Source organism: Streptomyces turgidiscabies Car8, assembly GCF_000331005.1.
Classification (GTDB): domain Bacteria; phylum Actinomycetota; class Actinomycetes; order Streptomycetales; family Streptomycetaceae; genus Streptomyces; species Streptomyces turgidiscabies.
In genome coordinates, this window is the sequence record NZ_AEJB01000361.1 from 1 (window position 1) to 12,295 (window position 12,295).

The window sequence follows — 12,295 nt, forward strand, 5'->3', positions numbered from 1 at the left end:
CGGCCAACTTTGATGAAGCAGCGGCCTTGTTACTTGGTGGCAGTACCGCCGTTTGTTGCTTGCGCCTTCTCGTACGCCTGGCGCACGTTGGCCGGTATCGGGCCCTTATCGCTTACGACGTGCCCGTTACGGATCGCCCACTCGCGAATAGCCAGGGAATCATCTCCATTGCGCGGCTTGCGCGGCGCAGAGGTGGGGCGAGAAGCGTTCCTGTACGGTTCGAGGGCGTTTCGGAACTTGGTGGCATTGACCTCGGAGAGGTCTATCTCAAACCACTCGCCATCCAGACCCCAGGTGATGTTTTCGGCGGCCTCGCTCTTTTGGTCGAGGTCGTCGAAGCTGATCAGTCGCTTGCCCACGGGTAGCCCTTCAAAAGGTGCCTACTTACTTCGGACGTGGTGCATGATTAATTTTGAACTATTAACAACTTTAGTCAAGCGGTCGCAATTTTGCTCTTGACTGCCACCGCGGGCGCTGGCGTAGCAATACAAAAACGCCGGAACCCAAACCCGGCTTCACCACTAACTCAAGGGCTTGGCAAGAGTAAGTAGGTGCCGGCGAGCGCTCTAGCCTCACATGCCGCCAAATAGTTATTGTGCGACGCGCTCCCCTGTTACGTTCAATCCCTCCACGGCAAACTCACTAACAAACCCGTTGTGCCTAGATGGCACGCCGCCGTACACTCCCGCCCATGAAAAGACTGAGCCAACAGGAGGTCGAACGGCGGCTGGGTATGCGCGCCGTTGACCCCCATGAGTTGGCGTGGGCTATTGCCAACGTCGTACAGCAGTCGCAATTCACTTCTGAGCTACAAGTGGACTTCCCGCGCGAGGACTCTCCCGCTCTGACACTGCACTACTTCAAGAAGGGCGGCCTGCGGGCCATCGCTCCGGGGCCCAGCCTCACCGAGGAGGTCTTCACTCAGATCGAGCAGAAGGTGAAGGCAACACTGCTGGCTCCGGCGGCTTCCCTCGTCCACCGCATGGTTCTGTTCGCACACGTGCCCACAGAGGGCTACTGGCGATACCGGGACAAGCTCCTGATTCGGCGTGCTCCGGATGAAGCACCCCGGCCTCAGATGGTGATGGGCGAACACCCCCTCGTCTTCGAGGTGGCGTTCAACGGCTCCGCTGACTGGCAGTTGAGGAACATGCGCGCGTTGCAGGAGCCGCGACAGCTTGCCCTATTGCTCTCTCTCCTCATCCCTGGGCTTACCGTGCCGCCCATCAACTCACGTAAGCACTGGATGCTGGACGCAACACCCGGGGCCATGCGCTCCGTCTGGGCACAAGAGACCTACTTCATCCCCAACTTTGAGGGGTACGCCGACGAGCTGTCGCCGCAGGGCGACCTTCCCACCATCGAGATGGTGGCGGCTATGCCCGGCGGTGTGAGTGCAGACACAGTGTTGGTAGTGCCTCAAGACCTTGAGCAGAAGCTCGATACCTTCATGCAGCTCGACGGCGAGGACCGTACGCGTCTGCTTCGTGCCGCCTACTGGCTCCACCACGCGCGGGAGGTATGGGACATCTCCAAGTCCGCCTACTTCCAATCTCTCGTGCAGGGCGTTGAAGCCATGCTCAAGTACCCGCCTCATCGAGAGCGTTGCACTGAGTGCAAGGCTCACCTGGAGGGGCCGACGGCCTACTTTAGGCGTTTCATCGACCGCTACGCTCCAGTGCGGAATGAGCACGATGAAGACGAGAAGAAGGCCCGAAAGCTGCTGTACCAGAAGCGCTCCGACCTAACCCATGGCACATCACTATTGAGCGCCGATGAGGAGGTCGGTTTGGGCTGGCACACTCCAAAGCCGTCTTACGAATACCAGCTCTCCAGTGAAGCCCAGCGCGTTTGTCGACGGGCCATCATTGGTTGGCTGGACGAGCATCCCTCCATGCGCGAGCAGGAGTGACGCGCCAACCCTCTCGGATGCCCAGCATGAGTAGGTTGGTGCCGGCGGCGGTCGCCCGCCCCTCTCCCCTACCTACTACATAGAAGCCACTGACAGCCTCGGTATCCACTCGCTACGCTGCGCACATGATGACGGACATGCCCTACGACGACATGGACGACACCCAGTTCGAGGAGTTCTGCTTTGCACTCATGGGCGAGCTGGGATTCGTAAACCTGGATTGGCGTAAGGGTACCGGCTTGGCGGCCAGCCCCAGCGACTCCGGCCGTGACATCGTGGCGCAACTCCCCCGCGAGGACGTGGACGGCCGCCACTATTTCGAGACCTGGTTTGTGGATTGCAAGCACTACCAACGAGGCATCCCGCCGGACAAAATCACGGGGCTACTCTCATGGGCGACGGCGGAGCGCGCCGACGTCGCGCTCATCATCGCGAGTAACTACCTCTCGAACCCCTGCAAAGACTTCCTGAAGTCGTACGAGACCAACAACCGTCCACCGTTCCGTGTGCGCTATTGGGAGCGCCCCAATCTGGAGCGCCTACTTGAGGGCCGCGACGAATTCATCATGCGGCACCTACGGTCGGAACGGCGCACAGAGACCGAGATCATCGAAGCCGAGCAAGAGTTCTTCGACCGAGTTTGGTACAACCGGAAGATGGTGTTGGAGGAACGGCTCGCCGCCGGTGACAAGAGCTTTTCTCCCGAGCTCATCACCAAAATGCGCGCAGCATACCGGGAGATGGAAGCGAAGTACGGCAAAGAGAACCTCGGCCCGTATAGCGATTTCGAGTGGGGGATGATAAACGGGAAGCTGTCGGCGCTCCGCTGGGTGCTCGGTGAAGAGTGGGACTTCCTCGACACGTAGAACGCAGCAAATAGGGCCATAAACAAACCCGTTGTGCCCATATAGGGCATAGACGTAGACTCCGCCCATGACGACAACCCTGGTAAGGGAGAAGCTAACCACCCTCTTCCTCGACGCGTGCAAAGCGGCCACAACCAAGCTGGCCGAGGCAGGAGTGCCTCTTACCTTTACCCAACCCCGCACGCACGTGATACGGAGCGGAGAAAGCTACGGCTGGGAAATTCAGCGCCCCACGGAAGAGGAGAACATTCTCCGCCTCCGCGGGAAGGCAATCGAACCGGCCGCACCGCTTCTGGGCAATGAGCTGGTACACAATGCGGATGAATGTGCGGCCAGCCTGCTTGCGCTAGAAGGAAATACGCTGCTACGGAACCGCATCTATTTCCCGCACGGCGCTTGGCCGTTGAGTCCCCTACTGCGGGGGCTGGAGTCAGCGAACCGCGATGAGGAACCCGTGCGATGGGCGCGTGAGGTCGTACTCTTGCCTGCGCTCCTGGAGCACATGCAAGCACTCCCCCGTCTCGACCAGGCCGAGCCGCAGCATGCCAAGTGGTTTGCTAATGAGGTTGTGCGAGTAGCTACCACCGAAGCCGCTTCGTACCGGGTGTCGGTGCCGCTCGCTGGCATCGACATTCAGACCTCGGGCGATGCACCCCTTGAGTGGGAGGACGTTACTATCCGCCGTTTGTCAGCGGCCGAGCAGGGCGACCACATGGAGGAGTGGGGCACTAGGTCGCTGATGGTTCTACTCCATGCGCCACCGCTCGTCGTGCTGGAGTACGACGCGGAGCACCCCCGCAACGAGCAGATGCCGATTGCCTTGCCCCGCCGAGTCCGCAGCATCATGGCCGCACTTCAGTTGTACGGCTTCGAGCTGGCTGGGCACTCCGCCAGAGTCGAGGGAGTGCCGAAGTGGTTCAGTATGGGCGCGGGCCTACCGCCCCTCGGACTCCCTGGCACACCGCCGAGTTGGCGGGTACTGACGCCGGAGGTATTCACAGGTGTAACCGCCACGGCACGGTGTTTGGATCGGTGGAACATCGACCAGCCCAAGTCCACCCACGACTTGGCCTTGCACCGCTTCTGTTCGGGCGTCGCCCGCACCAACGACACTGACGCCGTACTCGACTTCACCATCGCGCTGGAATCGTTGCTACTGCCGTACGACGCCAACGCCCGGCATAGCGAGCTGAGTTACCGCTTCCGGCTCCATGGCGCGTATTACCTCACCGATGGGCCGAGCGAGCGCCAAGCGATGAGTAAGGCACTCAATGGGCTCTACACCATGCGTAGCCGTCTGGTGCATGGCGGCAAGTACCCGACGGCCGAGGAGATCCAGGCGACCCGCAAGACTGCCCGAGAACTAGCTCAGCGCGGGTTGATGCAAGCCGTGCACGGTGGCTTCCCTACTGCCGAGACCTTCACTCGTATGGCGCTCGGTCTGGTTGGCGACGCCGAGGAGTAGTCCTGCCCCGCACAGTGCATCGCGCGGAGTGAGTAGGCGCCGGCGGCGGTACTCACTCGCCAGCTTCCGACGACGTGCCCAGCTCTCTCCCGCTGGATTGACGGGTATATGGGCGAACGGGATTGAGTTGGGTACAGCGCTTTTCTAGCGCATTAGTCCACGCGCAGACTATCCGGCAAAAAGCGGTTGATCTCCTCGTTGGTGAACGTCATGTCCTCGTGGATCTGGAGAGCCTTTTGTGCTCTCCGGTATGCCCGGCTAGTAGTATCAGGAGCAAGTTTGTAGATGGATTTGAGCTCTTCCATCAGCTCATCGCGGCGACGCACGACGTCTACCGAAGTAGGGTCGGTGGCGATGTCACTCAACAGGTGAACATACTTCTCTCGCACATACCAGAGCTCGTTAGCGGCGCTACGGTGCCGCTCGGCCTCTTTGGCCGGGTCGAAACTCAGTTGAAAGATGGTGAAAGCGAGAGCGAGACCGGCCAGGCCGCTGCTCACATAAAGGAGCACCTTTTGGTCGGTGATAACCGTGCTGAGGATGGATGCCGACGTCAGCGTCGTGAGTGCAATATTCACCCACTTCACCGCTACAGCTCTAGCCGACGCCATCTCTCGCGCCTTCTCATGAGTTTTATGCGAGTATACTACTCGGCCAAAACTCTCCCGGATCACCTGGACGTTTACGCTCTCCGGCGCTTGATTACCCGACATACTGGCTTCCAAAGATCTTCTGCCACTCTTCGGTGGCGCTATAAGGCATGTCCGAGGCCTCGTACTCGCACGCCTTGCGCGCACGGGCGTACGCAGTCTGCGCTTTGCTCAGCCATGCATCTCCGTACTGGCACTTCTCATCAATGCCGGGAATCTTGCATTGCCCGTTCGCGTACTCGATGAGTGACCCCAAGAAGTCTCTCACCATCCAGTCGTAGTATGTGCTTCCTTTTGCTCGATACTCCCAACTCGCAAGGAAGTTGACTGCTCTGAGCTCAAGCACCAGCGACTTGATAGGTACCGTGCAGTACGCCTGCCACACCTTCATCATTTTGATGAGATTTCGGGTGTCGCCGCCACTCGCGGTATCGGAGGCCTCGATGTTGGCAAACTCGGCGAAATGGTCTACTGTCTTCCAGCTGCCACCATCGTGCGTGTTCGGGATCAGGAATTTATCGTTACTTGCCGACCACGCAGGAAGTACCTCGACCGTGTGTCCGCCTGAGAACGGGACAACTACGACCTGCCCATCTCCACGAATTTTGTCAGTAGTGGGGTATCTCTGCTGGAGAACGGCCTTAACCGCTTGAAGAAGCGCCGATTGGCCGTTGCCGATATACGAGTTATACCGCGCGTACTCGCTGTAGGGCATCAGAAATAGGATGTCTACGTCACGAGGTGGCCGAACCTGGGTTTGCTTGCCGTACGAGCCAATCAGCAGCTTGGTAGACCCGTCATAGGCCGTGCCGTAGTAGTGACTATGCAGCTTCCCTGCAACGCCTGCAACCTTCGTGTTGGCGTCGTTGAGGTCAGTCGTTGTAACCCTGATCTTGTCAAGGAATCTATCGAACCGTGGGCCCGTCGCCATTCTTCGGCTTCTCCTGCCTATAACTCGTCCGCATTGTACACCGCGAGTATGGACGTTCAAAGCAGAAGCGGAAAGCCCTCGGTCGAGGGCTTTTCCTGTGCCTCCTAAAGAGATAGCTGCCCACGCCCACGCCTGCACGCCATTGGTGCCCGTACTGTGAGCGCCTACTGTCGGCACTGTCCCCCGCTCACTACGCTTCCCACCATGGCAGCAGACAGCGTGACGGTTCGTACTCTGGACGGCCTACACCTGGCGGGCACCCTGGTTCGTCCACCACAACCGGCGACTCAGGCGGTACTCCTCGTCCACGGTGGCGGCGTCACCCGGGAGGAAGGCGGCTTCTTCACCCGGCTGGCCAACGCACTCGGTGAAGCCGGTATCGCTTCCCTTCGGTTCGACCTACGTGGCCATGGCGACAGCGACGGCCGTCAAGAAGAGCTCACCCTCTCGACGATCCTCAACGACATCCGCGCCACCCTCACCTACCTGCGGGAGGCCACGGCCGCCGAGAAGGTAACGCTCCTCGGTGCGAGCTTCGGGGGTGGCGTGTGCGCCTACTACGCCGCCAAGCGTCCCGCGGACGTGCAACACCTCGTGCTCTTCAATCCCCAGCTCGACTACAAGAAGCGCACCATCGACAGCCGGGAGTACTGGCACGACGACAGCATCAGCGAGGAAGCGGCGCGCGAACTGGACGAGAAGGGTGCCATCCGGTTCACCCCGACGTTGCGCCATGGGCGGCCCATCATGAACGAGGTGTTCTGGCTACGCCCTCATGAGGCCCTGGGAGAGGTGCAGGCACCCACTCTCATCGTGCACGGCACCGCTGACACCCTCGTCCCCTTCTCGTCGTCCAGCGAAGCCGTAGCGCGTTTCAACGCACCATGTGAGTTGGTGCCGGTGGAGGGCTCACAACACGGCTTCGCGGTGCACGACGACCCCACATACAAAGACCCCAAGAGCCAGGAGTACCAAGCTTTCGTCATCCAGACGGTGAGTCAGTGGCTCGGGGCCGGCGCGTCTTAATAGCCTGCGATGCCGACTACAGGTGGCATTCACACGGACAGACCTCGATCCCCGGGCAGGAAGCCGACGCAAACACCTCGGCGACTAGCCCACGTTGCTGGAGCGCCGACAGTAACCGAAGAAATCCTTGAACCGAATCCCTATCCTTGACCGTCCCATCGGTCGCTGTTGCCGCCAGCCGTGCGCGGGCCGTTGAGAATGCGCAGGCGAACTCGGCAACATGCCATGCCAATCGGCTGTCTAGGTACTGGATGACTGGATCACGACCGTAGCGACGGCGACCTGCAACGAGAGACGTTCGCCCTGCTTCGATTCTCTCGAAACACCACAACATCGTGTAGTAGGCGCCGAAGTGCAAGCGCACCTCGCTTGGATCGCTCAAATCAGGAGTCTGTTCGTGTTGGTGACCGTAGTGGAGTCGTGCCATATTGTGGCGGACAGCCACCGTCTCACCAGAGTTGAGTTCTTGGAGCAGGCTCCGAGCGGTCTCAAATCTGGATCGCCGATGCTCCGTCTGGTGAGCCCGTACGGCGATAGCAATCGCCGCCAACGCCAATACCACTGACGCAACGCTCGATATCGCTGACCAGTCATCGACGTTCATTGGTCCCCCAACCAACAAGGTCAGTTCATGCCGACAGAGCCTCACGGAACTCCCGCACCGCCGGACGGGTGCGCCAACGGTCGAGGGTCTGGAGTACTTCGCCCAGCACCCGCACTGTCCGCTCCGACTTCATGTCGTGGGCGACTTCCGCCGACGACTTCCCTACTCGGGCCGCCTCGTCCGGCTCACCGCTGAGCGCCAACGCCGCCGCCCGCCGCGCGTTGAAGAAGCCGGTATCCCGGTTGGACAGCGCCCCCGCGCTTATGACGTCCGAGAACATGACGGCCGCGGTGCTCGGCTTCCCCGCCTCGGTGAACGTAATAGCGTCGCGCAACAGCCGGGTGTGCCCGGTGAAGTACGCGCCCAACCCGTCCCCATCGTCTTCTGTAGCCGCGCCCAACAGTTGCTCGGCTGTGTCGAGTCCTGCGCGCACCACGTCGAGCGGGTCGCCCAGCATGGCGCGGCCGAGTGCTTCTTGCTGCGTCACCTCGGCCCGGACACGTACCGGCAACTGCCACCGCTCATGGCTGGCGGCCTGGGCGAGGGTGAGCATGCGCAGCGCATCACGTTCGTCGTACGCCATCTGTGACTTCTTCAGGAGTACATACCCCTGCATGGGAGCGTTGCCCGCTTCCTGCGCCCACTCCATGGCGCGGTCGTACCAGAAGACGGCCGTAGTGGGCTCTTGGATGTCGCGGTACAGCCAGCCAACAAACTCCGCGCCTTCCGCGCCCACGGTGAGTAGGTCGCGGCGAACCTGCGGCTTCACGTCGCGCGCGCTGCTTTCAATCGCGCCGAGCAGGCCGAGCACGACCGGCAACGTCTTCTTGGGGCCAAGCGCGCCATCGTCGCGCTTCGCCTGGTCGAGCTGGCGGCGGAAGTAGTCCACCATCGGGCCGTCGAGGTAGCGCCGCGCGTCACTCAGGGCGGACGCAACGTGGTGCAGCTCGTCGAGTCCAAGTCCGGGTAGTGCGGCGGCAGCAATGCCGCCCTTGAGAAGGTCTCGGCGGTTGAGGGGGCTCATGAAGCCTCGTTCTGTGGCAGGCACGGCGGCGGAACTGTCCGCCAGGGAACCGAGTGCGCTGCCCAAACCGCTCGCCGCAATAGCGTCTACGTCCACCGGCACCAGGACGGTGCGGCCATTAACTACGACCGGGAGAAGCGCGCCGGCGGGCTTCTCACTCCTCGGCGGAGCCGCCGCTTCTACGGTCTTGGTCGGGAGTGGCTGGCGACGGCTGGGCAGCTTGAACCACAGTAGGTCGCCCGGAATCCCGAGCCTATGCGCCCATCTCATGAGTTTGGCGAGGTCTTGTGGCGCTTTGCCGCTCTCGATCCGGCTTAGTTGCGCCTGGTTCAGGTCGAGCCACGTTGCCATGGACTCCTGAGAAACTGCGCGGCCATGCCACGGATGAAGCCGGTATGCGTAGAACACATGGCCGATGTGCCAGCTTTCGAGTGCCTCGCGCATGGTGGGGTGTTGCCAGAACTCCGGCGGCACGGCGGGCGGGTTGAGCACTTCCAGCGCCCGTTCCCGACGCAGGCAAACCGCGCACAGGTCACCGGAGTTGTCCCGCGCTAGGCGCGTGCCGCAGGAGCAGTACCGCGCGTCTTGCCTGGTCATGTGGTACCTCGCGCTCCCGTGGCTTCCCCTCGACTGGCGCACGCGCCAAGCCTATAGACGCTAGATGCCGGGCGTCCGACTGTCCATGCATCCCGCGCATATCCGCTCATGCGGCAGCGCCATGACTTCTCTACGTCCAACTCGCCCAAGCTCATTGGCGTGCTTCTCCACCAAGCGACACAGCAAGGGAGCACCGCAATGACCCTGGAACGCTTCGTTAGCCAGCTGGAGTTGGCCGCGCAGTCGCAAGCCGTCCGCTGGGCGCGCAGACACACCCGCGACGTACTGAGTGCGTGGAGCGTGCCCGGCGACCACATCGACGCGACCGCCCTAGCTGTTTCTGAACTCGTAACGAATGCGGTGAAACACGCCGCGCCGCCGGACGACGAGCCTTCCCCTCCTCCGGCAACGCTGACGCTTCGGCACCGCGATACCCACCTCATTGTTGAGGTGGCCGACCCGGACACCCGCCCGCCCATAAGCGAGGGCAATTCCGACCCCACGGAGTTGGGCGGACGCGGGTTGTTCATCGTGGACACCATCTCGAAGGAGTGGGGTTACTACCTACCGCCAACCGGCGGAAAGGTCGTCTGGTGTGTTATGGCGCTCGACTAGAGCGACCCACCCCAACCCACACCGCAACGAGAAGGGCCGCTCATGTCCGCGCCATTTAAGCCGCTCGCCATAGCGTACATACCGCTAGATCCAGAGGCATCCGCCGCCCAAGTCGCGGCGCAAGAGCAGCAATTCCGCGACTACGCCGACGAGCGTGGCTATGAGCTGTGCCAGATTGAGTTGAGCTCCGAAAGCGTTATGCCGCTCGGCCGATTAGTGCGCCTGATCCAGGGACACGGAGCGGAACACTTATTGGTGCCTTCAATGAAGAGCATTGCCAGCCACCCGATAGCCGAGTTAGTCATCCGCGAAGCCGTCACCCTGGACTCACGAGCGGAACTCCACGAGGTGTGCGTGCCAACGGAGTTGACCAGCGAAGAGGCATCAGCCGGCCCGAGCTAAGCGGAACCTACCCCAAGCGAGTCCCCCATATGACCCCCACACCCGTATGGCAACACTTCAATTGGTTTCGCGGTGTGTGCTTCCGCTGCGACCAAAGCGGCATACCCGTGGCCCACGTTGGCGACGTCACTTCCTACGGCAAGCCCATGCCGTTGTACGCCTGCCATCTCTGCATCTTCCGTATGCAGCAACGCCATTGGGTGGAAACCGGCCGCCAGGCGTGGCCGCTTCAATTGCTGCAACTCCCGCCGAGTCCGCGCCCCCGCGCCCACCGGCCTGCGTGGTGCAGCTGGCTGCGCTACCGCAAGCATTCCGAGGGACGGCATACCTGTGCTTCCCGCTAGTTGAGAGAGGAGGGCATCGCCCTTTGCTCCTGTAGCAGTCCCCTCCCCTAACGAACCCGCCCGAGAGCTGTTGTGACGCTCTCGGGCGGGTTCTATTTGTGCCTGGGCTAGTACGGCCGTCTGTGGTACCGGCGAAGCCGCTGAGCTGTTGTACGAGTGCGCCGCGCCTGCTCGTCGCTAGCCACAAGGCGGGCCGCCAGTTGCAGCCACGCCCCGGGGCTCGTGGCGCGGCAGGCGTAAAGATTGAGGCCCGTTCGTTCCGTGACGAAGGCTTTGCAGGCGTTGAGTAATTCGGTTTCGGATTGCATAGTCGAGTGCTCTTCTTACTTCTCCATTGTGCGCTCAATAAATAAATAGTGCAATAACTATTTAAATAAATAACTAAATAGTTAACTAGTTATCTAAATGGCTATTTATTGATCTATTTATTTATTGCCACTACAATTGGAGAGTAAGTAACCGCAGGCACACATGACGGCAGCAGCAATTGCAAGAAAGATAGTAGTAGCCATCCGCAAGGGAGGTTCGGGCAAGACCACAACGGCCGTGAATCTAGCCGGTGCGTTGATGCTTCTTGGTAAGAGAGTGCTGTTAGTCGATCTCGATTCACAGGGCAACGCAACCCGCGCCATGGGTGTCAGTCGCGACGAAATAATTCTAACCGTCAGAGACATCCTCGCTGCGAAAGCGACCAACCTTAAGGACGCTGTCGTAACAAGAGCGTGGAGCGAGTATGCCCAAGGTCGGTCGCTAGATGTATTGCCTTCTCACGAGAAGCTAGGCAACACCGAGATGGGCATGGCTGTTCAGACGGCTCTAGCTCAACTTGGTATGGGTGATGAACCCGTAGACACTATGCAGAGCATAGCCAACCTCCTGCGATTTTACGAGACATCCTATGACTACATCATCATCGACACGGCTCCTAACCCTGGCCCGTTAACACTCGCGGCGCTGTCGGCTGGCGATGACATGCTCATCCCTTACGAAATGGGCGCGTTCAACGATGACGGTCTAATTCATGCCTTCAAGACGGCCCGAGATGTGCAGCTCAAATCCAACCCAAACCTCACGATCCACGGCATCCTATTCACGATGACGGATAACACGCTCTTCTCGAAAGAATCAATGGACGACATGAAGCAGTACGAGGGACACATCTACCCCTTTCGCGTGCCGCGCAGGACGCTCTACAACTGGGCAAATAATAACGGGGTGCCCGCGATCGTAGCTCGACCATCAGATGATGCTACGCGGCCGTACATGCAACTCGCGGAGGCATTCATTAATGGATAAATCGGCTTACAAAAAGTTGCGCGGCTCGGGCGTCAAACCGGTGCCAGTCATAGACTTTGACCCATTCGCCAAACCGAAGCCTAAGAGTGACGCGGTAGTCACACCGGGCGAACCTAAGCAAACTGAGCCTTCCGTAGAAGCCGGTAAGAGTGCGGCGACGGCTCGGGAGCAGACCACCCCAGTAGAGGCACCAGGGAGCTCTAATAAAACAAGTGTCGAGGGTGGTCGCCTGCCATTCATCACCGAGGTTAATAAGACAGAGAAGCTCATTACGCGAACATCAGCGATGTATCCATCCCGCCACACTCAGCTGGGAGATATGGCTTACTGGGAGAACCGCAAGCCATGGCAGATCATCGACCAAGCCCTAGAGGAGTACGTTAAGCGTCACCACTCGAACAAAAAGGGGAAATCCTGAGCTCCACCCAAGCTAAACCGCTATTGATTGTTGTAACCATTACTATTATGCTGGTTGCAAGGCTAGCGTACGTCTTGTAGTTATTTCGCACGCTAGCTACCAAAACTCGGTGGCTTTCGTGTCCTGAATGGCAAACCCCCTCAAC

The 12,295-nt window shown here is 60.3% G+C and carries 12 protein-coding genes; 8 read left to right on the top strand and 4 right to left on the bottom strand.

All coding sequences use genetic code 11. The annotated features are described in order from the left end of the window. Positions 1-29 precede the first annotated feature (29 nt). Entirely contained in the window at positions 30-359 is a 330-nt protein-coding gene (locus STRTUCAR8_RS50030) for a histone-like nucleoid-structuring protein Lsr2 (RefSeq protein WP_044472771.1), read from the bottom strand. A 332-nt stretch (positions 360-691) separates the two neighbouring features. Here STRTUCAR8_RS50030 and STRTUCAR8_RS24020 point away from each other — a divergent pair, with 332 nt between their 5' ends. From STRTUCAR8_RS24020 to STRTUCAR8_RS24030, 3 genes are all read left to right on the top strand, one after another. Continuing rightward, positions 692-1,912, top strand: coding sequence for a hypothetical protein (locus STRTUCAR8_RS24020; protein WP_006378651.1), 1,221 nt, complete (start codon positions 692-694; stop codon positions 1,910-1,912). A gap of 137 nt (positions 1,913-2,049) precedes the next feature. Then, positions 2,050-2,778, top strand: a complete 729-nt coding sequence (locus STRTUCAR8_RS24025) for a restriction endonuclease (RefSeq protein WP_006378938.1) — start codon at positions 2,050-2,052, stop codon at positions 2,776-2,778. Positions 2,779-2,845: 67 nt separating this feature from the next. Beyond that, entirely contained in the window at positions 2,846-4,243 is a 1,398-nt protein-coding gene (locus STRTUCAR8_RS24030; protein WP_143666535.1) for a HEPN domain-containing protein, read from the top strand. Between the two features lie 152 nt (positions 4,244-4,395). On the opposite strand, the gene STRTUCAR8_RS24035 is transcribed toward STRTUCAR8_RS24030, so the two are convergent. Beyond that, a complete protein-coding gene (locus STRTUCAR8_RS24035) occupies positions 4,396-4,956 on the bottom strand; it encodes an SLATT domain-containing protein (RefSeq protein WP_100247640.1) in 561 nt (186 codons plus the stop codon). Then, the gene (locus tag STRTUCAR8_RS24040) at positions 4,946-5,824 is read right to left on the bottom strand and encodes an SMODS domain-containing nucleotidyltransferase (RefSeq protein ID WP_006379167.1); all 879 of its coding nucleotides are present in this window, start codon (positions 5,822-5,824) and stop codon (positions 4,946-4,948) included. Before STRTUCAR8_RS24040 ends, STRTUCAR8_RS24035 begins: the two co-directional genes overlap by 11 nt. Positions 5,825-6,028: 204 nt before the next feature. Between STRTUCAR8_RS24040 and STRTUCAR8_RS24045 the strand changes: the two genes are divergently transcribed. Further along, a complete protein-coding gene (locus STRTUCAR8_RS24045; RefSeq protein ID WP_044472773.1) occupies positions 6,029-6,850 on the top strand; it encodes an alpha/beta hydrolase in 822 nt (273 codons plus the stop codon). Positions 6,851-7,479: 629 nt separating this feature from the next. On the opposite strand, the gene STRTUCAR8_RS24050 is transcribed toward STRTUCAR8_RS24045, so the two are convergent. Further along, positions 7,480-8,922: an NsdA family TPR-like regulatory protein gene (locus STRTUCAR8_RS24050; RefSeq protein ID WP_100247662.1), complete on the bottom strand. Its 1,443-nt coding sequence runs from the start codon at positions 8,920-8,922 to the stop codon at positions 7,480-7,482. Between the two features lie 351 nt (positions 8,923-9,273). Between STRTUCAR8_RS24050 and STRTUCAR8_RS24055 the strand changes: the two genes are divergently transcribed. The 4 genes from STRTUCAR8_RS24055 (at position 9,274) to STRTUCAR8_RS52620 (ending at position 12,150) form a co-directional block, all read left to right on the top strand. Next, entirely contained in the window at positions 9,274-9,690 is a 417-nt protein-coding gene (locus tag STRTUCAR8_RS24055) for an ATP-binding protein (protein WP_006379076.1), read from the top strand. A gap of 42 nt (positions 9,691-9,732) precedes the next feature. Beyond that, positions 9,733-10,092 (top strand): hypothetical protein, encoded by a 360-nt coding sequence (locus tag STRTUCAR8_RS24060; protein ID WP_044472774.1) that lies wholly within the window; start codon positions 9,733-9,735, stop codon positions 10,090-10,092. A gap of 815 nt (positions 10,093-10,907) precedes the next feature. Continuing rightward, positions 10,908-11,732: a ParA family protein gene (locus STRTUCAR8_RS50035; RefSeq protein WP_078507298.1), complete on the top strand. Its 825-nt coding sequence runs from the start codon at positions 10,908-10,910 to the stop codon at positions 11,730-11,732. Further along, positions 11,725-12,150, top strand: a complete 426-nt coding sequence (locus STRTUCAR8_RS52620) for a hypothetical protein (protein ID WP_143666536.1) — start codon at positions 11,725-11,727, stop codon at positions 12,148-12,150. Before STRTUCAR8_RS50035 ends, STRTUCAR8_RS52620 begins: the two co-directional genes overlap by 8 nt. Positions 12,151-12,295 lie beyond the last annotated feature (145 nt).